Annotated in this window: 20 protein-coding genes; 10 read left to right on the top strand and 10 right to left on the bottom strand. The window is 69.3% G+C overall.

Features of this window, described 5'->3' with window-relative positions; all coding sequences use genetic code 11:
• The 3 genes from HOV91_RS32245 to HOV91_RS32235 all read left to right on the top strand — a co-directional run.
• On the top strand, positions 1–306 hold a 306-nt coding region (locus tag HOV91_RS32245; RefSeq protein ID WP_312884840.1), incomplete at its 5' end, for a DUF6764 family protein.
• 64 nt (positions 307–370) lie between these two features.
• Positions 371–1,648, top strand: coding sequence for a serine hydrolase domain-containing protein (locus HOV91_RS32240; protein WP_174189072.1), 1,278 nt, complete (start codon positions 371–373; stop codon positions 1,646–1,648).
• A gap of 553 nt (positions 1,649–2,201) precedes the next feature.
• On the top strand, positions 2,202–3,101 hold the full coding sequence (locus HOV91_RS32235) for a L,D-transpeptidase (RefSeq protein WP_246351250.1): 900 nt from the start codon (positions 2,202–2,204) through the stop codon (positions 3,099–3,101).
• 48 nt (positions 3,102–3,149) lie between these two features.
• On the opposite strand, the gene HOV91_RS32230 is transcribed toward HOV91_RS32235, so the two are convergent.
• From HOV91_RS32230 to HOV91_RS32220, 3 genes are all read right to left on the bottom strand, one after another.
• Positions 3,150–5,168 carry a M13 family metallopeptidase gene (locus tag HOV91_RS32230; RefSeq protein WP_174189066.1) on the bottom strand — a complete coding sequence of 673 codons (2,019 nt, stop codon included), beginning with the start codon at positions 5,166–5,168 and terminating at the stop codon, positions 3,150–3,152.
• A 63-nt stretch (positions 5,169–5,231) separates the two neighbouring features.
• Entirely contained in the window at positions 5,232–5,606 is a 375-nt protein-coding gene (locus tag HOV91_RS32225; protein ID WP_174189065.1) for a DUF397 domain-containing protein, read from the bottom strand.
• A 10-nt stretch (positions 5,607–5,616) separates the two neighbouring features.
• Complete coding sequence (locus HOV91_RS32220; RefSeq protein WP_174189064.1) at positions 5,617–6,468, bottom strand: Scr1 family TA system antitoxin-like transcriptional regulator; 852 nt, start codon at positions 6,466–6,468, stop codon at positions 5,617–5,619.
• A 130-nt stretch (positions 6,469–6,598) separates the two neighbouring features.
• On the opposite strand from HOV91_RS32220, the gene HOV91_RS32215 reads away from it, so the two are divergent.
• Positions 6,599–7,123, top strand: a complete 525-nt coding sequence (locus HOV91_RS32215; protein ID WP_174189063.1) for a hypothetical protein — start codon at positions 6,599–6,601, stop codon at positions 7,121–7,123.
• Here the strand turns inward: HOV91_RS32215 and HOV91_RS32210 are convergent.
• Together HOV91_RS32210 and HOV91_RS32205 are read right to left on the bottom strand one after the other, a co-directional pair.
• A complete protein-coding gene (locus tag HOV91_RS32210) occupies positions 7,092–7,595 on the bottom strand; it encodes a DUF4190 domain-containing protein (protein ID WP_174189062.1) in 504 nt (167 codons plus the stop codon). The two genes, HOV91_RS32215 and HOV91_RS32210, sit on opposite strands and share 32 nt — an antisense overlap.
• Positions 7,596–7,707: 112 nt before the next feature.
• Entirely contained in the window at positions 7,708–8,496 is a 789-nt protein-coding gene (locus HOV91_RS32205; RefSeq protein WP_174189071.1) for a pirin family protein, read from the bottom strand.
• Between the two features lie 235 nt (positions 8,497–8,731).
• On the opposite strand from HOV91_RS32205, the gene HOV91_RS32200 reads away from it, so the two are divergent.
• Together HOV91_RS32200 and HOV91_RS32195 are read left to right on the top strand one after the other, a co-directional pair.
• Positions 8,732–9,196, top strand: coding sequence for an NUDIX hydrolase (locus HOV91_RS32200; protein ID WP_312884839.1), 465 nt, complete (start codon positions 8,732–8,734; stop codon positions 9,194–9,196).
• A gap of 129 nt (positions 9,197–9,325) precedes the next feature.
• A complete protein-coding gene (locus HOV91_RS32195; protein WP_217441384.1) occupies positions 9,326–10,624 on the top strand; it encodes an MFS transporter in 1,299 nt (432 codons plus the stop codon).
• Here HOV91_RS32195 and HOV91_RS32190 read toward each other — a convergent pair.
• Positions 10,614–11,111, bottom strand: a complete 498-nt coding sequence (locus HOV91_RS32190; protein ID WP_174189060.1) for a hypothetical protein — start codon at positions 11,109–11,111, stop codon at positions 10,614–10,616. The two genes, HOV91_RS32195 and HOV91_RS32190, sit on opposite strands and share 11 nt — an antisense overlap.
• Before the next feature lie 277 nt (positions 11,112–11,388).
• Here HOV91_RS32190 and HOV91_RS32185 point away from each other — a divergent pair, with 277 nt between their 5' ends.
• A complete protein-coding gene (locus HOV91_RS32185; protein WP_174189059.1) occupies positions 11,389–13,026 on the top strand; it encodes a glycoside hydrolase family 183 protein in 1,638 nt (545 codons plus the stop codon).
• On the opposite strand, the gene HOV91_RS32180 is transcribed toward HOV91_RS32185, so the two are convergent.
• The 3 genes from HOV91_RS32180 to HOV91_RS32170 are packed head-to-tail and all read right to left on the bottom strand — an operon-like array spanning position 12,996 to position 15,318.
• Positions 12,996–13,853 carry a 5-oxoprolinase subunit C family protein gene (locus tag HOV91_RS32180; RefSeq protein WP_174189058.1) on the bottom strand — a complete coding sequence of 286 codons (858 nt, stop codon included), beginning with the start codon at positions 13,851–13,853 and terminating at the stop codon, positions 12,996–12,998. The two genes, HOV91_RS32185 and HOV91_RS32180, sit on opposite strands and share 31 nt — an antisense overlap.
• Complete coding sequence (locus HOV91_RS32175) at positions 13,850–14,557, bottom strand: 5-oxoprolinase subunit B family protein (protein WP_174189057.1); 708 nt, start codon at positions 14,555–14,557, stop codon at positions 13,850–13,852. The genes HOV91_RS32180 and HOV91_RS32175 overlap by 4 nt, the downstream gene beginning before the upstream one ends.
• Positions 14,558–14,562: 5 nt before the next feature.
• Positions 14,563–15,318, bottom strand: a complete 756-nt coding sequence (locus tag HOV91_RS32170) for a LamB/YcsF family protein (protein ID WP_217441383.1) — start codon at positions 15,316–15,318, stop codon at positions 14,563–14,565.
• Positions 15,319–15,456: 138 nt separating this feature from the next.
• Here HOV91_RS32170 and HOV91_RS32165 point away from each other — a divergent pair, with 138 nt between their 5' ends.
• A complete protein-coding gene (locus tag HOV91_RS32165; protein WP_174189056.1) occupies positions 15,457–16,272 on the top strand; it encodes a hypothetical protein in 816 nt (271 codons plus the stop codon).
• Between the two features lie 4 nt (positions 16,273–16,276).
• On the opposite strand, the gene HOV91_RS32160 is transcribed toward HOV91_RS32165, so the two are convergent.
• Complete coding sequence (locus HOV91_RS32160) at positions 16,277–17,737, bottom strand: CCA tRNA nucleotidyltransferase (RefSeq protein WP_312884838.1); 1,461 nt, start codon at positions 17,735–17,737, stop codon at positions 16,277–16,279.
• 696 nt (positions 17,738–18,433) lie between these two features.
• Between HOV91_RS32160 and HOV91_RS32155 the strand changes: the two genes are divergently transcribed.
• Together HOV91_RS32155 and HOV91_RS32150 are read left to right on the top strand one after the other, a co-directional pair.
• Positions 18,434–18,970, top strand: a complete 537-nt coding sequence (locus HOV91_RS32155; protein WP_043734587.1) for an NUDIX hydrolase — start codon at positions 18,434–18,436, stop codon at positions 18,968–18,970.
• Complete coding sequence (locus tag HOV91_RS32150) at positions 18,967–21,564, top strand: DUF6049 family protein (RefSeq protein ID WP_174189055.1); 2,598 nt, start codon at positions 18,967–18,969, stop codon at positions 21,562–21,564. Before HOV91_RS32155 ends, HOV91_RS32150 begins: the two co-directional genes overlap by 4 nt.
• Positions 21,565–22,072: the final 508 nt, after the last annotated feature.

The raw sequence follows: 22,072 nt of genomic DNA, 5'->3' as shown, positions 1-22,072 counted from the left end.
GCAAACGCGACGCTCGGCGCGACGGCCATCGGCATCGGCGCGGCGGGCGGCGTCGGCGCGGGCGAGGGGGCGGGTGGAATGCCGGTGGCGGTCGGCTTCGGCCCGGACGCCGTGGCGCTGACCTCGATCACCGACGATCCGCAGGCGCGGACGTTCGCGGTCTCGATCGCGTTCGAAGGATCGCGAGCGGGAGTGGAGACCGGCCGGCAGGCCGTCGTGTGCTTGGGCGCGGCGGCCTTCGCATGGAACGCGACCACCGGCGACGCGTGCCTCGCCACGCCTTTTGGGCTCTGGCAGACCGACTGAACGGGTTACCCTGGTTGACCAGCCCGGATAACGGCGGTCAGGAGGTGACCCCATGGTTTCGGCAATGGCGGCGGACGGCTTCGAGCCCGCCGATTCGGCACGCGAGAAACCGGCGGCACCGCGCGAGATGCTGGTCGACCCGCATTTCATCCGGCTGGCCGATCAATTCTTCGGCATGTTCGCCCAGCCCGCGCGCGGCGGCGGCGCGCTGGCGGTCTATCTCGACGGCCGACCGGTGGTCGACATCTGGGCCGGTTGGGCGGACAAGGAGCGCCGCTGGAGCGGCGACACCGTCGCACTCACCTTCTCCACCGGCAAGGGCGTGGCCTCGACCGTCGTGCACCGCCTCGCCGAACGCGGGCTGATCGGTTACGACACGCCAGTCGCCGAGTACTGGCCGGAGTTCGCCGCGCACGGCAAAGAGGACATCACGGTGCGCGACGTGCTCTCACATCGCGCCGGGTTGCACCGGGTGCGCGGCCTCGTTCCCGGCCGGGAAGGCATCCTGCACTACGACGCGGTGGTGCGGGCACTGGCCGACAGCCCGCCGGACCCGCGCCGCATCCGCACCTCCGGCTACCACGCGATCACCTTCGGCTGGCTGGTCGCCGAGATCGTGCAGCGGGCCACCGGCGCGCCGTTCACCGAGGTGTTGCGCACCGAGATCGCCGAGCCGCTCGGTCTGGACGAATACTGGTTCCGCGTCCCGGAATCCGAACGGCATCGGATCGCCAAGATCTTCCGTCCGCTCGGTCCACCGGGGATCCGCTGGAACACCGCCTCCTCGGTGCTGTCCTGGGTGCGACCCGTGCGCGGACTCGCCGAGGCGGGCATGCCGGAAAGCTTCGACGAGCTGGTCCGCGACCCCCGGGTGCACGACTCGGTGATGCCCGGCTGGAACGGCGTGTTCACCGCCCGCGCGCTGGCGCGGATGTACGGTGCGCTGGCCAACCACGGAGTGGTCTACGTGGGCCGGAGCGGGCACGGTGCCGGCGCGAGTGGATCGGAGCGTCTCGTCCGGTTGCTGCGGCCGGAGACGATCGCGACGATCAACCAGGTACAGCCCGCCCACAGCCGCGACTACGTGCTCGGCGTGCCGATTCGCTTCACGCTCGGCTACCACCGCCCGGTGCTGATGTCCAAGCAGCAGCCGCGCAACGCGTTCGGTCATTACGGCGTCGGAGGCTCCGGCGCGTACGCCGACCTGGATCTCGGCATGTCGATCGCCTTCGTGACCAACGGGCTCGGCAGCATGGTGACCGCACTCGGCGACGCCAGGTTGGCGCGCCTGGCCGCGACGACCCAGACCACGGTGCGCAAACACAAGCAGATCGACCACTAGCGGGCCGTCCGGCGGTTCCCCCGGGCAACCGTCGAACCGCTCCGGCGGCGGTTTCGTGCTCGAGACCACCGTGCCCGGCGCTGGCGCCATTGCGGCCGCGCCGCGCGTGTGAAGTGAGTTCGGTCCGGGTTCGGCGGCCGCCGCGACAGGCCCTCGGGAGCGTCCCGCATTCGATCCCGCACGCCATCGCGGCCGGTTCCCAATCCCGCGATTGGACTACCCCCTATCAGTGACCTTCATCACTAACAGGTTTGTGGCGAACCATCTTTCGCGTATCTATCCACCATCGGCCAACCCTCACATGATCCCCCTGACCGGGCCGTTTCTCCGCACCGATACCCGTCGGAAGCAATTGTGATCCATGGCACAACCTGCTCCTGTGCCGCATCACTCTGAAACGCCACTGGCCGCACCCTGCGCAGAAACGGTAGGAAGGGACGACGGGTCGGGCCGTCGATACCCGTGGGGCGCTCTTCTGGCTCCGCGCTGAAATGAAAGATCTCGCTACGTGCGGGTACGCGTGCGCGCGAGAGATGGAATGGACGAGAAACCTATGCATGCCGCTTTGCACACCGCGTCGTTGCCTGCTCACCGCAAGGGAGCTCGGCTAGCCCGCCGGTTGCGCGAGGGCGTCCTGCTGTCCGCCGCGATCGCGGCGGCCGGTGTCATGCTCGTCGCGCCCGCGCAGGCCGAACCGCTCCCGGGTCTCGATACCGGGTCGGCCGCCGCGGCCACCGAGCCCGCGCCGCAGGCGAACTTCGCCCCGCCCTCGATCAACATCGCCGACGGCGAGGTCGTGGGCGTCGCGCAGCCGATCATCATCACCTTCAAAGAACCGGTGACCGACCACGCCACCGCCGAGCAGGCCATCAAGATCACTTCGTCGAAGCCTGCCCCCGGGCACTTCTACTGGCGCGGTGACAAGCAGGTGCGCTGGCGCCCGAACGAGTTCTGGCCGGACAACACCGACGTGCAGGTGCAGGCGGGCGGTACGACCAGCTCGTTCCGCATCGGCGACGCGTTCGTGGCGACCGCCGACGACGAGACCCACACCATCACCGTCACCCGCAACGGCGAGGTGGTGCGGGAGATGCCCACCTCGATGGGCAAGCCCAAGCACGAGACGCCGAACGGCACCTACATCGTCGGCGAGCAGCAGCGCAAGATGGTCATGGACTCGTCCACCTACGGTGTGCCGATCACCGACCCCGAGGGTTACAAGCTCGAGGTCGAGTACGCCACCCGGATCTCCAACAGCGGCATCTTCGTGCACGCCGCCCCGTGGTCGGTCGCCCAGCAGGGCGTCTCCAACGCCAGCCACGGCTGCCTGAACGTCAGCACCGAAGACGGCAAATGGTTCTTCGAGAACGCGCGCCGCGGCGACCCGGTGATCGTGCAGAACACCCAGGGCGGCACGCTCAGCGCGAGCGACGGCTTGGGCGACTGGAACTGAGAGCGGGAAGTGGCTGGGCGGCCCCGCGGGACCGCCCAGCCACCAGAACTACCAGATCTTCACGCGCTCAGCGGGTTCCAGGTACAACGCGTCGCCGGGCTTGACGTCGAACGCTTCGTGGAAGCTGTCGATATTGCGCACGACCGCGTTGCAACGAAACTCCGCCGGCGAGTGCGGGTCGGTGGCGAGCCGGCGGACGGCCTCCTCCGCACGAACTTTCGTGCGCCACACCTGCGCCCAGCCGTAGAACACCCGTTGCAACCCGGTGAGCCCGTCGATCTCCGGCGCGGCGGCGCCGTCCAGCGAGATCTTGTAGGCTTCCAGCGCGATGGAGAGGCCACCGAGGTCACCGATGTTCTCGCCGATGGTGAACTGGCCGTTCACGGTGTGCTCGTCCGGCAGTTCCTTGGGTGAGAGCACGTCGTACTGATCGATCAACGCCCTTGTCCGCTTGCCGAATTCGGCGCGGTCCTCGTCGGTCCACCAGTCCATCATGTTGCCGTCGCCGTCGTACTTCGCGCCCTGGTCGTCGAAGCCGTGCCCGATCTCGTGCCCGATCACCGCGCCGATGCCGCCGTAGTTGGCCGCGTCGTCGGCATTCATGTCGAAGAACGGCGGCCGCAGGATCGCGGCCGGGAAGACGATTTCGTTCATGCCCGGGTTGTAGTAGGCGTTCACCGTCTGCGGGGTCATGAACCACTCGTCCCGGTCCACGGGACCGCCGAGCTTGTTCATTTCCCGATCGTGCTCGGCCGCATAGCCTCTGCGATAGTTTCCGACCAGGTCGGCCGGGTCGATCACCACGCCGGAGTAGTCCCGCCACTTGTCCGGGTAGCCGATCTTCGGAGTGAACTTCTCCAGTTTGGCCAGCGCGGCGATCCTGGTGCCCGGACCCATCCACTCCAGCTCGGCGATATTGCGGCGGTAAGCCTCCTGCAGGTTGGCCACCAATTCGACCATCCGGTCCTTGGCCTCCGGCGGAAAGTGCTCGGCCACATACAGTTTGCCGACCGCTTCGCCGAGCAGATCTTGCACCAGCGTGACGCCGCGCTTCCAGCGTTCCCGGTTCTCCTCGGCGCCGGTGAGCGTGCGGCCGTAGAAGTCGAAGTTCTCCTCGACCACCGCATCGGTCAGGTAGGGCGCCCGCGAGCGCAGTACCCGCCAAACCGCCCACGCCTGCCAGTCCGCGAGCGACTCCTCGGCCCAGAGCCGCGCGAACGTGCGCAGGTAATCCGGCTGACGGATCACCAGCTCGGCGAACAGCTCGGGACCGGCGCGGTCGACGCCGTCGGCCAGCGCGGAAGCCCACGCGGCCCAATCGAACTCGGGATTGTCCGCGACCAAGGCGTCGAACGCCACCAGGTTGTACCTGAGTTCGGCGTCGCGGCGGCGCACCACGTCCCAGTGCCCGGCGGCCAGTTTCCGCTCCAGCCTGAAGACGCGGTCGCCGACGGACTCGAGGTCCTCCGGCAGCAGCCCGGCTACCCGCTGGTCGGCGGCGGCCAGGGCGAACATGCGGTTGACGTGCGCGATGTATTTCGCCCGGATCTCGGCGAACTCGTCCTGCCGGTAGTACGACTCGTCGGGCAGGCCGATGCCGGACTGGGTGGCGTGCACCAGGTAGCGGTTGGAGTCCTTGTCGTCGGTGTCGACGAAAACGGCGACGGCGCCACCGACGCCGGTGCGCTGCAACCGGCCGAGCAGCGCCGCGAACGCCTTCTTGTCGCCGACCTCGGCGATCGCGGCGAGTTCGGGGGCGATCGGCACGAGCCCGGCGGCGGCCACCGCCTCGGTGTCCATGAAGCTGGAGTACAGGTCGCCGATCTTGCGGGCGTCGCTGCCGGGCTCGGCCTCGGCGTCCGCGGCATTCTGAATGATCGTCTTGACGTCCAGCTCCGCCTGGTCGTACAGGGCGCGGAAGGCGCCGTCCACGGCCCGGTCGGCCGGAATCCGATGCTCAGCCAGCCATTTGCCGTTGACGTGCGCGAACAGGTCGTCCTGCACCCGCACGCTCTGGTCGAGGTGGGACAGATCAATACCGGAAGGACGGGTCGGTTCGGAAGTCACGGTCTCCAGTATGCCGGTGTGTACCCGGGTAGGCCCTCCGGCCAGGGCCGCCGAGCAGGGAAATCAGGCGGGCGACACGACGCGGTCGAATTCGCCGTCGTGCGCGCCGAGCAGGAAGGCGCGCCACTCCTCCGGAGTGTAGACAAGAGTGGTCGCGCCGTGACGCAGTGCGGTGTGACCGTCGGCGGTGGTGTGCGCGCGCAGGTTGCCCTGCGATCGCGCGTTGGTGCGCAGGCCGTCGAGGAAAACGGTCCATTCGGCTGCGGTGACGGTGATGACGGGCTCTTCGACGGGGCGGCCTGCCGGGTTGCGGCGATACTTGCTGTCACGGATGAGCACCGCTGAACCCTCGAACCGAACCTCGACGCACTGGTTGCCATTGTTCGATCTGGTCGATGTGAACCAGCCGGTGCGTACCGGCCGTGCGGTGGTGGCCATGGGCAGGATTTTACACGCGGGAATACCGTCTGATCAGGGCTAACGACTCCATACGTGAGAGCGACTGCCGCACCGCGCGCTGGTATGCGAAGCGTAGATCGCGGACCAGCTCCGGGTCCTCGACGGCCCCGCCGAACACCGCGCTCTCCACCCAGCCGAAGGTGGGCAGCTGCTCGCCGGCGAAGTCGATGAGGTGGAAGCTCGACCCGCCGAGCACCGCGCCCGCGCTGGCCGTGAACGGGATGACACGCACCTCGACGGTGTCCAGTTCCTCGATCACTTCCGCCAGGTACTCCAGCTGCCCGCGCAGCACTTCCGGACCTCCGGTCTGCTGTAGCAGGGTGCCCTCGCCGAACACCGCGGTCAGCTCGACCGGATGCGCGCCGCGCAACCGCTCTTGGCGCCGCATCCGGATCGCCACCAACTGCTCGACCTGGACGGGGCGGATCATCACGTCGGCACTGATCAAGGCGCGAGCGTAGTCCTCGGTCTGCAACAACCCGGGCACGACGAGGCTGTCGTAGCTGCGAATGCTCTGCGCGCCGTATTCCATGCCGTACAGGCGCTGCAACTCCGGCCCGATCAGCGCGGAGGACTTCGTCCACCAGCCGCGCTGCTTGCTGGCCTCGAGCAGGGCCAGCAGCTCGGCGCGTTCCTCGGCTTCCACCTCGAGCAGTTCGAGCACCGGGCCGATGGTCTTGGTGGTGAGTACCCGCCTGCCCTTCTCGACATGCGACCAGTTGGCCGGGGTGAATCCCACCCGCCGCGCGAAGCCCGCGGAGTCGAACCCGCGCTGTTCGCGCAGTTCACGCAGCCGAAGCACCAGTTCCCAGCGGGCAACGGTGGGCGAGACGGGTGCCATATGTGGGGATGCTACGCCCACTCGGACGCGCCGCCCGGTGACTATTGTCAAGCGACTTGACCGGGGCTACTGTCGAGGACCAGCGATCGTTTCTCCCGAGCACGCTCCACCGCAGCGAGGCGAGGTTGTCATGAGTACATCGCGCATCGAATCAGGCAGGCAGCTCGCGTCCACGGACTTCCCGGCGATCCAGGACGCGTTCGCTCGCTGTCGCCGCTACCGCGAGGACAACAGGCTGTACGCCCTCGTCGACCCGATCCTCGGTCGCATCATGCTGGAAGTCGGAGCGGTCGGAGCGGTCGTGATGCCCGCCGCGTTCGGCCGGCGCGTGCGCGATCGGTTGGCGGCCGGACCCGAGTCCCGGCCGGGACCGGTCATCGCGCATCCGCGAGCGGATCGCTGGACGTTCCTGACCGGCCCCACCGACAACTCCTATCTGGACACCGGACTGTTCGCCGATCTGTTCCGGGTCTGCGCCTCGATCGCGTTGCCTGGCAGCCATATCGTGCTGCCCTCGCCCACCGACGAGCACGGCGGCTACCGCACCTGGGTCGTGGCGCCCGACGGCGACTTCCGCCGCGCATTCGCCGAGGTGATCGCCGCGACCCGGGCGTGCGCCGCGGCTACCGGGGCGTCGGCGCGGGTGGCGGAGTGAACGTGACGCTGTACCTGTCCTGCAGCTTCTGATTCCAGTCCCGCTCGCACTGCTCGATCTTGGACTGGTCGTTGCCCGCCTTGTTCACGCAGTCCACGAAGTCCTTGCCGCCCGAATCGATGAAGAAGCTGTAACCGACGATGGTGAGCAGCACGGCGCCGACGATGCCCAGCACACCCAGGACCACGCCCGCCACCGCCATGCCCATACCGCCCGCGGTGCCCGCACGCGCCTTGACCACCGCGATGATGCCGAGAATGACGGCGAAGATGCCGCAGAGATAGCCGCCGATGATGGTCCAGAAGAACAGCAGCGCGAGGATGCCGAGCACCAGCGCGGTGATCGCCAGACCGCGGCCTTTCGGCGATTCCTGCCAGTAGGCGGGCTGGCCAGGGTACTGGCCGCCCGGGGGCGGCGGATATTGCCCCTGCGGCGGGTACTGGCCGGGCGGCGGGGGCGGATATTGCGACATGGACTTCCTCTCCGTCGGTGCCCTGCGATGCTCGGTCCGGACGGGTAGGTCCGGGGTGCACGCGGTCGCCTACTGATCGCGCTCCCTACGGACGGATGTTAATGCGAACCGGCTACTGGGCGCCCAGTCGTGCGTGCATCTCCCATACCAGTATTTCCGAAGGCTGCCGCGCCACCACACGTTGGCCCCCCGACCTGGTCAAACGCACCGCGTCTCCCTCGTAGAGCGGGCCGACGCCCGCCATGTCCACCTCTCCGCGCGCCACGAACAAGTGCAGGTAGGGCGCGTCGGGTAGGTCGATCGCCTGCTCGGCGCCCGGCTCCGCGCTCGCCATGCGCGCCACGTGCAGCGCCGAATGGCTGCTGTTGATGGCGATGGCGGTGCGATCGCGGTAGCGGGGCAGGCCCGAGGCGACCGTCACCAGACCGCCGCCGGCCAGCTCGTCGTCGATTTCGAGCTGCTGGTAGCCGGGGGCGAGACCCGGCTCGTCGGGCACGACCCACATCTGCACGAAATGAACGGGCTCGTCGTGTTCGGGGACCCGGCCGTCCAACCGCCACGAGTCGTTCTTCTCCGAATGCAGGATGCCGGTGCCCGCGCTCATCCGCTGGGCCAGCCCGGGATAGATCACACCGCTGTGTCCCAGCGAATCCTGGTGCACCAGGCTGCCGCCGAGCACCCAGGTGACGATCTCCATGTCCCGATGCGGGTGGGTGTCGAAACCCTGCCCCGGGGAGACCACGTCTTCGTTGTTGACCAGCAGTAGGCCGTGGTGGGTGTTCTCGGGATCGTAATGTTCCCCGAAGGAGAACGAGTGCTTCGAATCCAGCCAGGAGACCCGCGTCTTCATGCGGTCGCCGCCACGGTGGACATCGATGTGTGGTGTCGTGAGTGTGGACATCATGGTCCTCCTCTCGGGACCGTGCACCGATCGCCATTCAGGGTAGGAGCACTTCCACCGCGGTACTCCACATTCCTAGTAAATTGTGCCGCACTCGGCATTTTACGCGAGCGACCGGAAGGTGAACGGGAGGCGAGCAGAACCAACCGGTACGTCGAAACGTCGGGTCACCTCGTCGGATATCGCGGACCGGCCCGGATTGCCAAGTGTCACAACGACAACCGGAGGTAACGACGTGCTTGACCCGGACGACCTCGCCCGGATGGAGCAGCAACTCCGCAGCGAAGCTCGTCGCGACGGCATCGAGCATTTCGTGATCGGCGTCGCCGTGTTCCGCGACGGACGGCTTCTGGTGGTGCGCCGGGTCGCCGACGACTATCACGGCGGTATGTACGAACTGCCCGGCGGGGGCGTCGAATCGGGTGAGACATTCGCCGAGTGCGTGGCGCGGGAATTGCTGGAGGAAACGGGGCTGCGGATCCGCGCCGTCACCGACTTCCTCGGTGGGTTCGATTACGCCACCCGGACCAAGTCGAAAGTGCGGAAATACTGCTTCGTCGCGGAGGCGGAACCGGGCGAGGTCGCGCTCGCGCCAGGGGAGCACGACGCCTGCGCGTGGATCGACGCGAGCGCGGTCGACGAGCTGCCGATGGCGCCGGATATGCGCAAGACGGTGAGCATGCTCATCGACCGCGTGTGACCCGCCCGCCCCGGGGGTTCGCCGCCGTAGCCCGAGCGTGCGGCATCGTGGGCGAACGAAGGTACGCTCACGGACGTGTCGACTGGTCACGCCGAAGGCCGCACTCCCGCAGAGCATCGGCCGGTTGGTCTGCGTGTCACGCTTCGGCAGAGTCCGGGCGTGTCGCGGCTGGCCGTGGTGCGTTTCGCGGGGCAATTCGGCGACGGAATGTTCCAGGCGGCATTGTCCGGCGCGATCCTGTTCAACCCCGAGCGGCAGACCGACCCGCTGGCCATCGCGGCGGGCTTCGCGGTGCTGCTGCTGCCGTATTCGCTGATCGGACCGTACGCGGGTGCGCTGCTGGACCGGTGGGACCGGCGCGGCGTGCTGCTGGCGGCCAACCTGGTGCGCGCTGTCGCCATCGCGCTGGTGAGCGTGGGGCTGCTGGCCGGGGTCGGCGAGACGCCGCTGCTGTTGCTGGCCTTGGCGGTGGTGGGCATCAGCCGATTCGTCCTGGCGGGCGTGTCGGCGGCACTGCCGCGGGTGCTGGCGCCCGCGTGGCTGGTGCCGATGAACTCGGTTCTGGCCACGGTCGCCTCCGGATGCGCCGGGCTGGGAGCGGCCGTCGCCGTGGGTGTGATCGGGTTGATCGGAGCGGGGGACTTCGGCTCGGCGGTCGCTGTCGCGATCAGCGGCACCGGGTCCGTGCTCGGCGCGATACTCGCGGCCGGGTTCCGGCCGCGCATGCTCGGCCCGGCGCCGGACGCGGCGAAAGGGGAGAACACCGTGCACGCGATCGCCACCGGTCTGCGTACCGGCGCCGGGGCGGTGTGGGAATCGCGGGTGGTCACGGCGGCGATGCTGGGCATCGGGACGCATCGGATCGTCTTCGGCATGAATACGCTGATCATGGTGCTGGTCTTGCGCCAGACCCCGATGGACGGCTCCGGACTCAGTGGTGGCCTGGTCGGTTTCGGCGTCGCGATAGCCGCCACCGCGGCGGGGATGCTGGTGGCCGCCGTCGTCGCGCCACTGCTCATTCCGCGGCTGGGGCGGGCGCGCACCGTGGTCGTCGGTCTGGTCTCCGCGATACTGGTGCAGCTCACGTTCGTCACCCCGATCGCGTTCGCCGACTCGGGCGCCGCGGTGGAGCGAGCGCACGAACTCCTCTTGGTGGGTGCCTTTCTGCTCGGCCTGGCCGGACAGACGATCAAACTGACCGGTGACGCGACCATGCAGATCGATATCGACGACGCCCGGCGCGGTCAGGTGTTCGCGTTGCAGGACACCGTCTTCAACATCGCGTTCGTGCTGGCGATCGCCATCGCCGCGCTGGTCGTCCCGGACGACGGCCGCTCGGCCGCCGTGGTACTCGGTGGCGCGGCGGTCTACGCGGCGGGCATCGCTGCCATCGCGTTGAACACGCGCCGCGGGGCGCTCAGGCGATGAAGGGCTCGTCGCCGAGATTTCGTCCGTCGCGGCCGAGCCGGTGGACGACATGCTCGGGCAGCGGTCCTGCGGCCACGCCGTCGGATGGTGCGCCGAGCTGATCCGGCTCCGGCAGTAACGAATCCGGGAGCTGTTCGGGATCGGGCGGACGATCGGGTGCCTGCGCGTCCGTGCGCACGATCCAGTCGAGCTGCTCGCTGGCTGCATCGCCGGGCAACCCGGTGACGTGGTGGTTCCACGTGCCGAGGCCGGTGGGATCGGTGAAGAAGTGGTCGAGCACCCCGTCGTCGTCCAGATCCAGCGCCGCGATGTCGGCGTGGCCCGAGCCGGCCGAATCCCACAGCGCGTCGTCGGCGATGCCGTCCCCGTCGAAGTCCAGCCGCACCGCGTCGGCCGTGCCCGTGCCGCCGAGTTCCAGGTCGGCCTCGCTGGTCCAGACGTGCACGGTTCCGTCACCGGTGCCGAACACGTACTCGATCTCGTCCATATGTCCTTGGACGCGCGCGGAGCCGCTCCGGTTCCATCGCGGCTTCTCGATTCATCGTCCCCCGTTCGCGCCTGTCGTTCCGGTAAGTTGACTCGTCAGCGGCCGACCGACAGGAGTCAACACGACATGGGTTCTCCGGTGCACCACCTCGACGCGGTACGAGAACTACTGGGCACGGGGCAAATTCGGTCCGCCACCGGGCGCCCGATCACCGGATAGCCGCGGCCGGGCCGACGTGACGCGCGCATCCGCAACCGCATCCCCCTGGGCGCCTGCCATGCTCGGCGCACTGCTCGTCGGCGCCCTCGCCGTGCCGATGCCCACCGCGCAGGCCGCGCCGTTCCCCTGGGCGCCGCCGCCGGTGAACAGCTGCGGCGAGATCGGTTTCGACCCGCTCAACCGCCAGCCCGATCCGGCACAGCCCCCGCCGCCACCGCTGCCGCCGCAGATCGACATCCCGGTGCCGATCCCGGAGCTCACGCCGGTTCCGGTGCCCGACCCGCCGCAGGACAACACGCGCATCGTCCCCGACCCGCTGCCTGCGAATCCGTGCGACAACCCCTGCCCGGACATCAGGGACAATCCGAAGCATCCCGAGCCCGATCCCGACCCAAGCCCGACCCCGGAGACCGGCGCCGGCGAGGGGACCGGTTCGAGTTCCGGCTCCTCCGGCTCGTCCGACTCCGCCCCGGGATCCGGGTCGGGCAGCGGTTCCGGCTCGGGATCAGGTGCGCCGGTCAAGCTGCCGCGCATCGAGTTCAAGCCGGAGATCGAGCCGATTCCGGTGCCGGTGCCCGGCGGACCGGGCGAGCAGCCGCAACCCGCACCACCCCACGTGGTGCATCCGGCGGAACCCGGTCCGCTCGCGGCGCCGGTGGCCGCGCCGACGGTCGAGTCGGTCCGGCTGGTCGAGCAGGTGACCGGGCACGGCTCGGAGAACCGCACCGACATGCGCTGGCAGGTCGACGGAACCGATCTCGGGTTGATGTGGGAGACCGCGCCAGGTGAGGTCGCCGTGGTGTTCGGCGACACCTTCGGCAAGGGCTGGGGTGGCGGTGGCGCGGGCAACGACGAGCAGGACTGGCGCAGCAACGTCATCGGTTTCAGCACCGACCGCGACCTGTCCGACGGGCTGACCCTGGACACCTTCGCCCAGGACAGCCGCTGTCACGCGGCGGAGATCCTGGGCAGTCGCAAGATCAAGAACTGGGAGACCACCACGATCCCCACCTCCGGATTCGCCGTGGGGAACCGCCACTACCTCAGCTACATGTCGGTCAACCGGTGGAGCCGCATCCCGGGGCTGTGGTGGACCAATTACGGCGGGATCGCCTACTCCGACGACCACGGGCGAACCTGGCGGAAAGACCAGCATGCCAAGTGGGAGAACCTGTTCGGTCTGGGCAAGTTCCAGGTGGCGGCGATGGTGCCGCAAGGCGACTACGTCTACATGTTCGGCACGCCCAACGGGCGCATCGGCCTGATCGCCCTGGCCCGCGTCCCCGCGCACCAGATCCTCAACAAGTCCGCCTATCAGTACTGGGTGGACGGCAACTGGGCGCCCGCCGCCGAGAACCAGGCCACCCCGCTGGTGCTGGGCATGGCCAGCGAACTCTCGGTGCGCTACGACCGGGAGACCGAGCAGTGGCAGATGGTGTACCTGGATTCGGCGCGGGGCGCGATCGTGCTGCGTACCGCGGCGAGCCCGCAGGGCGCGTGGACGGACGCGATCCCGCTGGTGTCCACCGCCGACTACCCGAAGTCCTACGGCGGGTTCATCCATCCGTGGTCGACCGCCGAGGACCTGTACTTCCTGATCTCGGCGTGGGACAGCTACAACGTGTATCTCATGCACGCCCGGCTGCCTCACGGCGTGAGCCCGGGTCAGCCCGCACGCACGAACCGCACCGGCTGACCGGGTCGGGCTTGCGCGATCGCGTCGACGTCGGCATCGATGAGCACCCCGATCACCGGATAGCCGCCGGTGACCGGGTGATCGGCGAGGAAGACGACCGGCTGTCCACTCGGCGGCACCTGGATCGAGCCCAGCGCCATGCCTTCGGTGGGCAGTTCGCGGGTGACCCTGCGGGTCAGCGGTGGACCGGTGCGGCGATCCAATCGCGCGCCGATCCGGTCGGTCTCGGAGGACACCTCCCACTCGCCCTCGAACAACGCCGCGGCTTCGGAGAACCAATCGTCGCGCGGCCCGAGCACAGCGCGGACGGTGACGGCGTCCGCGGGCAACTCGGCGACCGGGGCGAAGTCCACGATCGGAATCGTGCGCGGCGATGGGCCGACCGGGAGGCGATCACCCTTGCCCAAAGGCTCCGGCCCCAGCCCGGACATGGTGTCGCGGCTGCGGGAACCGAGCGTCGCCGGTACGTCGACGCCGCCGCGCACCGCGACGTAGCTGCGCAGTCCGACGGAGGCGTAGCCGAGCCGGAGCGCCTGGCCCGGCTCGAGTTCCAGGACGCTCGCGTGCCCCACCGGCCTGCCGTCCACGGTCGCGGGCGCGGGCGCACCGGTGACCGCCAGCATGACGTGCTCTTCGGCGCGCAGGGCGAGCCCGCCGAGCAGCACTTCGATCGCCGCATGCCCTTCCGGGTTGCCGACCAGCCGATTGGCCAGCCGCAGTGCCCCGCGATCGGCCGCCCCCGCGACGCCGACACCGGAGTCGAACCAGCCCGGCCGCCCGAGATCCTGGATGGTCGCGAGTGGACCGACCTCGTCTACGACGATCATCCGCCGTTCCTCACATCGGCGAATCGGACCGTGGCGCCCGCGCGGATCACCGCGGGCGGGTCACGATCGACATCCCACATCCTGAGGTCGGTGCTGCCGATCAGCTGCCACCCGCCGGGCGTGCTGCGCGGATATACCGCGCTGTATCCACCGGCGAGCGCGACCGCGCCCGCCGGAATCGCCGTGCGCGCCTGCGCTCTGCGCGGAACGGACAACCTGCCGTCCGGCGATTCCAAGTAACCGAAGCCCGGCGCGAACCCGACGAAGGCACACCGCCACACCGTGCCCGTGTGCGCGGCGATCACCTCCGCCGTCGTGAGTTCCAGCAACCGTGCCACCTCATCGAGATCGGCGCCGTCATAGCGCACCGGGATCGACACCGGTTCGGCTCGGAAAGCATTGTCCGGCAATGTTCCACGGGAAACACCGGCGGGCTGCTCGGCGTGCAAGGAGATGAGGAGCGTCGTCAGCGCACGGCGGACCGCTTCGCCGTCGCGCGGGGAATCGAGCGTCAGCAGTACGGTCTCCGCGGCCGGAAGCAGATCCTGCACGCCGGGTACCGGGCGATCCCGCAGTGCGGTGACCAGTTGCGCCACCATGTCACGCCGCTGGGGCGTGATCAGCAGCGCCCGATCGCCCGCCGCGCGGATCGCCTCCTCCGCGGCCTGCCGTTGCGCGCGGGTCACCGCGCCTTTCGTCGTCATGCCCCTCAGCCGAACGGCTCCACCGGCACGCCGACTTCGTCCAGCGCGGCGCGGATGGACCGGGCCATCTCCACCGCGGCGGGCGAGTCGCCGTGCACGCAGATGCTCGCCGCACGCACCGCGACCGCGCCGGAGCCGTCGGCCGCCCGGGCGGCGCCCGACTTCGCGATCGAAACCGCTTGGGCGACCGCCTCCTGCGGTTCCAGCACCGCCCCGGGAGTACCGCGCGCGGCCAGCGAGCCGTCCGGCGTGTACGCACGGTCGGCGAAACCTTCGCCGACGAAGCGCACCCCGGCGGCCTGCGCCGCGGCCTCCAACTGGGTACCCGCCGGGCCGAGCAGGGCCAGCCGGGGGTCGTACTCCGCCATCGCGGCCAGCACCGCGTCGGCCAGCGTCCGATCGCGCGCGGCCGAGTGATACAACGCCCCATGCGGTTTCACGTAGCGCACCCGGTCGCCCGCGGCTTTCGCGAAAGCGTCGAGTCCGCCGATCTGATACAGCACCTCGTCGCGAAGTTCGCCGGGCGCGACGGCGATCTCTCGCCTGCCGAAACCGGCCAGGTCGCGATAGCCCACGTGTGCGCCGACCCGCACGCCCTTCCGCACTGCCAGCGCGCAGGTTCTGCGCATGATGGCAGGGTCGCCCGCGTGGAACCCGCAGGCGATGTTCGCGCTGGTGACGATGTCGAGCATGGCGGCGTCGTCGCCCATCGTCCACGGTCCGAAGCCCTCGCCGAGGTCACTGTTCAGATCCAGCGCCATGTGCGTCCTCCAGTGTGTTGCCGACGGCCTTCCGATTCTCGTGCCGGAGCGCTGTCCCGGGCAAGGTCGCGCCGACCGCGCGACCTGGGTCACAGCGCGCGGATTCGGCCCGCCGCGCCAAGTACGCTCAGTTCAATCATGGCCACGTATTTCGATCCGAAGTCCTGGTCGCCGCTGCGGGCTGTCGATCTCGGAAAGCGCCTGTTCGATCAATCCTGGCTGGAGCAGTGGGTCGCGCTGAGCACCGCCTGGATGGATCCGGTCGCCGACCTCGGCGCGGGCACCGTCACGGCGTTGCTGCCCGATGTGCTGATGACCATGCTCAGCGAGGGCATCCTGAGCCGGTTCGGCGGGCAGGAGGTCAGCGCCACACTGCTCGGTCACGACCTGCACGCCACCTTGCAGGTGCTCAAGGTGCGCCGCCGCGGCGCGCACTTCCAGACCAAGACCGTGTTGTCCCGGCTGCGCTGGGACGATCACCCGATCGAGACCGTCACCGTCATCGCGCACGGCGTCCGCCTGATACCGGGCGTGCCGACCAAGGTGCGCACCGCCCGGCTCGACCTCGACGGCACCGTCACCACCGCGGCGCTGGTCGGGTGGCTCAACACCCAGCCCCTGGACTGGACACTGGACGTGCACTCCAGCGGACTGATCCGAGCCCGGCACCGCCGCCGACTGCTCACCGCGCTGGTGGACGCGTCGGTCCGCGACAACCGGCTGTCCATCGAGGTGCGCAGAGCCACCTGGTTCGGCGTGCCGATACCCCGCCGCGCGATCCACATCCCCGTCATGCCGCTCGAGCACCTGCCCAAGAACGCCCGGATCGCGCGCGCCGACCGGGAGGGCGATCTGATCCGGTTCCGCGTCGAACTGCCGGAGATCACCGGCTCGTTCGATCTCGCCCAGATGCGCTCCGCGATCCTGGCCGGCACCACCCTCATCGTCTTCTGACCCGTCAGCCCTGCGTCTTCCACCATTCGAGCAGCGCCGCCTCGGCGTCGTCCCTGCTGAGCGGGCCGCGGTCGAGGCGCAGCTCCTTCAGATAACGCCAGGCCCGCCCGACCTCGGGGCCGGGTGGCACGCCGAGCAGCTCCATGATCGCGTTGCCGTCCAGATCTGGGCGGACCTTGGCCAGGTCCTCCTGCTCCCGCAACCGCTCGATCCGCGCCTCCAGTTCGTCATAGGTGGCGCGTAGCGCGGCGGCCCTGCGCTTGTTGCGGGTGGTGCAGTCGGCGCGGACGAGTTTGTGCAGGCGGGGGAGCAGGTCGTCGGCGTCGGTGACGTAGCGGCGGACCGCGGAATCGGTCCACTGGCCTTTGCCGTAGCCGTGGAAGCGCAGGTGCAGGAACACCAGCCGGGCCACGTCCTCGGTGAACTGCTTCGGATACTTCAGCGCCCGCATCCGTTTGCGCACCATCTTCGCGCCGACCACTTCGTGGTGGTGGAAGCTGACGCCGCCGCCCGGCTCGTTGCGCTTGGTGTCGGGCTTGCCGATGTCGTGCAGCAGCGCGGCCCAGCGCAGCACCAGGTCGGGGTCGCCCTCCTCTTGGTCGATCGCCTGCTCCAGCACGGTGAGCGAATGCCAGTAGACGTCCTTGTGCTGGTGGTGTTCGTCGATCTCCAGCTTCATCGCGGGCACCTCCGGCAGCACCCGCTGCGCCAGCCCGGTCTCGCACATCACGTTGATGCCGTCGATCGGATGCGCCCCCCCGATCAGCTTGTCCAGCTCGACCCGCACCCGCTCGGCGGTGATGCGGTCGATCTGGTCGGCCATCGCGGTGATCGCGGCGCGCACCCTGGGATGCAATTCGAAGCCCAGCTGCGAGACGAACCGCGCGGCGCGCAGCATGCGCAACGGGTCGTCGTTGAACGAGTCCTCCGGTGCGGCAGGCGTATCCAGCACGCCCTCGAGCAGGGCGGTCATCCCGTCGAGCGGGTCGACGAACTCCAGCGCGCCGTCCGCGCCGATCTTCACCGCCATCGCGTTCACCGTGAAGTCCCGGCGCACCAGATCCTCGTCGAGCGAGTCGCCGAAGGTCACCTCCGGGTTGCGCGACACCCGGTCGTAGCTGTCCGCCCGGAACGTGGTGATCTCCAGCTGCTGGCCGGCCCTTGCCGCGCTGACCGTGCCGAACGCCAGACCGCCGGTGTCCCACAGATGATCGGCCCACCCGCGCAAGATGTCCTGCACCGCTTCCGGGCGCGCGTCGGTGGTGAAATCCAGATCGGTTCCGAGTCGGCCGAGCACCGCGTCCCGCACACTGCCACCGACCAGGTACAGCTCGTGCCCCCGCGCAGCGAACATCTCGCCGAGGGGCGTCAGCACATCCGACAGCCCCCCGAGCGTCACCGCCGCCGCGGCCAGCAATCGGGTACGTCTATCCAGCGCAGCGTCCTCGGACTTCGGCGAAACCACGAATGAGCAGCTTACCGAGCCGCCACAGCGAATACGGCGGCGCAGCCCCGCACAGCAGCCCCGATATATAAGGACTCCGATATCAACCCAGCCAGCGGCCTCCGACCACGCCTCCCGATCACGAGCCTCCATCACCAGAACCACCAACCGCGGACTGATCCCGCACGCCGCCGGTCCGCCGGTTCCAGAGAAGACGAGACAAATCAGCGCCGTCCGCGCCGCTCATGGCCGAGTGACCGCAGTCACGATGCATCACGACCACCGATCGACCCCGACCACCAGCCACCCAAATCACACGCACTTCGTCCTGACCTCGGCTGCCAGCGCATAGACCAACGCGCCCGGCACACCCCACCCCAGGTTTCGAGCGAGCGACCGAGCATCCACCGTTCACCACCCTGCTCCCGCCCAAGCAGCCGCCGTACACCACCAATCACCGATCGACCCGACGATCAGCCGCTCCCAACCGCGTGCACGATGCCCAGCGCCCGAAGACCAACGCGCCCGGCGCACCCTGACCCCAGGTTTCGAGCGAAGCGAGACCGAGCATGCGCCGTTCGCGGCCCGGCTCGCGTTTGCGCGGCCGCCGCGCAAGCGACGAAGGAGCAAGCGGCGGCCGCGCAAACGCGAGCCACAAAGGGGCCGCGAACACGCAGCGCCGCAGGCGCTGCAAATCCAACACAGTAGGATTGCCAGGTGTCTCCGGCCGATCGTGCGAACAGTCGACGCCGCCAGCCTCGGCGCCGCGGTTCGGCCGCCAATGCCGCGAAGCCGCGGATGCGTACGGTACGGGAGACGTCGGCGGGGGGTCTGGTCGTCGACGGCTTGGACGGGCCGCGGGAATCACGCAGCGCCGCGCTCATCGGACGCACGGATCGCCGTGGGCGGTTACTGTGGTCGCTGCCTAAAGGACATATCGAAGAAGGTGAGACCGCCGAGCAGACCGCGATCCGCGAGGTCGCCGAGGAGACCGGCATCAATGGTGTCGTGGTCGCCGAACTCGGCAGCATCGATTACTGGTTCGTGACCGACGGTCGGCGGGTACACAAAACGGTGCATCATTATCTGCTGCGTTCGGTCGGTGGTGAACTGTCGGATGCCGACGTGGAAGTGACCCAGGTCGCCTGGGTCCCGTTGAGTGAATTGGATTCTCGGCTGGCCTACGCGGACGAGCGGCGGCTGGCGGAGATGGCGAACAAGCTGATCGACCGGATGGAGACCGGCAAGCGATGACGCGTGGACTGTTCCGGATCTTCGTGGCGGTCCTGACCATCCTCGGCCCGGTGACGACGCTGCCACTGCTCGATTCCGCGTCGGCCGAGGCGCAACCGGCCGGGTCCGGTACCTCGTCGAGTCCGAAGTTTCTCAAGCTGTCCCTCGACTCGGTGACCCCGACCACGGTGACCACCACCAGCGACTCGCGGCTGACGGTCGCGGGCACGGTCACCAATATCGGCGACCGTGTGGTGGACGACGTGAGCATCCGTATCCAGCGGGCGGCGGCGATCACCACGCCGGTCGGGCTGCGCGCCACGCTGCGCCTCGACGAGGTCAATTACGACGTGAACGGCGAGTTCGAGGACGTCGTGCAGCGGCTGAATCCGGGGCAGCGCAAGCAGTTCACACTGAGCATCCCGCTGCGCTCCGAGAGCGGCGCCACCTCGCTGCGCATCACGGAGCCGGGCGTCTATCCGCTGTTGCTGAACGTCAACGGCGAGCCTGCTTACGGCACCCAGGCCCGGCTGGACGACGCCAGGTTCCTGCTCCCGGTGCTGGGCGTACCGCCGACCGCGAGCGAGGACGCGGGCTCCGCGGCCGCGCCGGTGCCCGCACCCACCGACGCGCCGGTGGCCACGACGTTGCTGTGGCCGCTGGCCGACCGGCCGAGGCAGGTCGGCGGTCGTCCGGGCAACGTGGACGGCAAGGTGGAGCTCACCGACGACGAACTGGCCGCTTCGCTGGGTAAGGGCGGCCGTCTCGATCAGCTGTTGGCCGCCCTGGAGGGCGTTTCGAGCCCGGGAGCGAGCCGCAACGCCGAGCTGACCTCGGCCGTGTGCCTCGCCGTCGACCCCGACCTGCTGCTCACCGTGCGCGCGATGACCAACGGTTATCGCGTGCTGGCCAGCCCGTCCGATCCGGACGGCGCGACCAGGGCGGGCGCGGGCGCCGAGCAGGCGCAGGCCTGGCTGGACCGGTTGCGCGCGCTGGCCGGGTCGATGTGCACCGTGGCATTGCCGTTCGCGCAGGTCGATCTCAGCGCGCTGGCCGCGGTCGACGATCCGGCGCTGTCGGCGCGCGCGATCACCGAACCGGCCGACATCATCGACTCGATCCTGTCCACCCGGTCGGTGCGCGGGGTCAGCCTGCCGGATTCCGGCAGCATCGACGCTGCGGCGGGTCTCCTGCTGCGCGCTCACGGCTTCGGCACCGCCGTGCTCGCCTCGACGGCCGCCGTTCCGCATGGCAGCGTGGACTGGGCTCAGTCCAGCAGTGAGAGCGGCCAGACCACTCCCGGTTCGAACGACGCCGCCTCCCTCGCGGACCCGGTGAGCCCGGAAGTGGTTCGGCTGCCCGAGATCACCGCGACCCAGCCCGCCGCACCCGCACCCACGCCGCCGGTCGTGGGTAACCCGGCACCGCCCGCCGCCAGTGCACCCGCGCCGGCCGCCGATCCGGCGCTGCACGCGGTGACATTCGACATCTGGTCGGCGACGGCGCTCGCCGCGGTGGGCTCGAATCCGCCCACGCCGCCGTTCACCCCGGCCCGGGTCCGCTACGACGTGACCAACGACTCGCGTGCGGCCCGCCTGCAGGACGCTCTCGGGGCGATCTCGTGGAGCGCGCTGCATCCGGAGGCGAACCGGCCGCGTTCGCTGCTGCTCGTCCCGCCGCAGCAGTGGGGTGCGAACCGGGACGAAGCGACCGCGCTGCTGCGACAAGTCGACCTGCTGCTGCGCGGCGATCTCGCCACCGCGCGACCGTTCCATGATCTGGTCGCGCTGCCGCCGGCCCCGCAGCCCTACGAGCTGGACTATCTGCCGCAGGTGGCGCAGGACGCGGTGCCGGAACGGTTCGTGCTGCCGGTGCGCGACCAAGGCCGCCGAATCACCGAGATGATGCGCGCGTTGGTGGACGTGCCGGAGGCCGAGCCGACGCCCCGCGATTTCTTGACGCCGCTGCGCGACGACCTGCTGCGCGTATTGAGCCTCTCCGATCGGCGTGCGGGCGACGCCGCGCCGCCGGACACATTCGCCCAGCGAAGGCTGGATCAGAACACGCGAACGATGGACAGGCTGTATCGCTCCGTCACCGTGCTCCCGCCGGGCGGGGTGTACACGCTCGCGTCCGAGCAGAGTCCTTTGTTGCTGGTCGCGCGCAATGACCTGCCGGTGGCCATCCGAGTCAGGTTCCGGATCGAGGCGCCGGCGGAGACCGAGATCACCGATCCTGGCGAACAGCAGCTCCCGGCGAACGGGTCGCGGTCGTTCCAGATCCCGACGGAGGTTCGCGACAGCCGGAACCTGGTCATTCCGATCTCGCTCACCACGCCGGAGGAAGTCGCCCTGGGCAATCCCACGCAGGTGTCGGTGCGTTCGAATGCCTACGGTCAGGCCTTGGCGATAATTACCGGATGCGCCGCACTCCTGCTGCTCCTGTTGGCCGGTCGCCGTTTGTGGCGCCGGTTCCGCGGGCAGCCCGATCCGGCGGACGAGGGTTTCGATCCGGGCACCAGGCGCCGGGTCAACCGGTACCGCCGGGCGCGCAGGCGGGTGCTGCAGGCGGAGGAACAAGAGCAGCAGCAGGAGCAGCTCCAGGAGACGCGGTGACGGATCCCGCTTCGACGGGTCCGCGCGAACCGCTTCTACCTGCGTCGATGTGGTACATCCCGGTGTCGTGTGGCACGGTGGAGGACAATCACGGTGTTCCCGAGCCGGTCCGGCCCGGACGGGGACCACTGACAGAATGTTCGCCGGTGACGGCGAACCGTTGCGGCGAGCCGCGGCTCACCGCACCGACGGGGGTGCGGATATCCCGGCTGGTACAGGAGGCATGATGAGCGACGATGACATATCGGCTCATCGCCCTCGACCAGGTGAACGGCTCGAAGGGCCGCCGCTTCGGCGTGCGCCCGTCGCGCCGTGGGAGCGCACCCCTGCTCCACCAGAAGCCGAGAACCCGGACGTGAACAGCGGTGCCTATCAGGAGGGGCAAGCGCCGCGAGTGCCGCAGGTCAGTCGTCCTCCGGCCGCACCGCAGCCACGGCCGGGTCAGCGCATGCAGCCGCCGCCCGCGGCGCCGCCGAGGCCGCAGCGGCCGCCGGTGCCGCCACCACCC

Origin of the sequence: Nocardia barduliensis (assembly GCF_013315795.1) — a bacterium.
Lineage (GTDB): Bacteria > Actinomycetota > Actinomycetes > Mycobacteriales > Mycobacteriaceae > Nocardia > Nocardia barduliensis.
The sequence above is the reverse complement of the archived record's forward strand: the minus strand, read 5'-3'. Positions and strand labels throughout refer to the sequence as shown.

Excerpts from the sequence above, each read along its gene's own strand:
- HOV91_RS32240 (WP_174189072.1), top strand. The coding sequence starts at position 371 with ATGGCGGCGGACGGCTTCGAGCCCGCCGATTCGGCACGCGAGAAACCG.
- HOV91_RS32235 (WP_246351250.1), top strand. The coding sequence starts at position 2,202 with ATGCATGCCGCTTTGCACACCGCGTCGTTGCCTGCTCACCGCAAGGGA.
- HOV91_RS32225 (WP_174189065.1), bottom strand. The coding sequence starts at position 5,606 with ATGGCCACCACCGCACGGCCGGTACGCACCGGCTGGTTCACATCGACC.
- HOV91_RS32220 (WP_174189064.1), bottom strand. The coding sequence starts at position 6,468 with ATGGCACCCGTCTCGCCCACCGTTGCCCGCTGGGAACTGGTGCTTCGG.
- HOV91_RS32215 (WP_174189063.1), top strand. The coding sequence starts at position 6,599 with ATGAGTACATCGCGCATCGAATCAGGCAGGCAGCTCGCGTCCACGGAC.
- HOV91_RS32210 (WP_174189062.1), bottom strand. The coding sequence starts at position 7,595 with ATGTCGCAATATCCGCCCCCGCCGCCCGGCCAGTACCCGCCGCAGGGG.
- HOV91_RS32205 (WP_174189071.1), bottom strand. The coding sequence starts at position 8,496 with ATGTCCACACTCACGACACCACACATCGATGTCCACCGTGGCGGCGAC.
- HOV91_RS32190 (WP_174189060.1), bottom strand. The coding sequence starts at position 11,111 with ATGGACGAGATCGAGTACGTGTTCGGCACCGGTGACGGAACCGTGCAC.
- HOV91_RS32185 (WP_174189059.1), top strand. The coding sequence starts at position 11,389 with ATGCTCGGCGCACTGCTCGTCGGCGCCCTCGCCGTGCCGATGCCCACC.
- HOV91_RS32180 (WP_174189058.1), bottom strand. The coding sequence starts at position 13,853 with ATGATCGTCGTAGACGAGGTCGGTCCACTCGCGACCATCCAGGATCTC.
- HOV91_RS32175 (WP_174189057.1), bottom strand. The coding sequence starts at position 14,557 with ATGACGACGAAAGGCGCGGTGACCCGCGCGCAACGGCAGGCCGCGGAG.
- HOV91_RS32170 (WP_217441383.1), bottom strand. The coding sequence starts at position 15,318 with ATGGCGCTGGATCTGAACAGTGACCTCGGCGAGGGCTTCGGACCGTGG.
- HOV91_RS32165 (WP_174189056.1), top strand. The coding sequence starts at position 15,457 with ATGGCCACGTATTTCGATCCGAAGTCCTGGTCGCCGCTGCGGGCTGTC.
- HOV91_RS32150 (WP_174189055.1), top strand. The coding sequence starts at position 18,967 with ATGACGCGTGGACTGTTCCGGATCTTCGTGGCGGTCCTGACCATCCTC.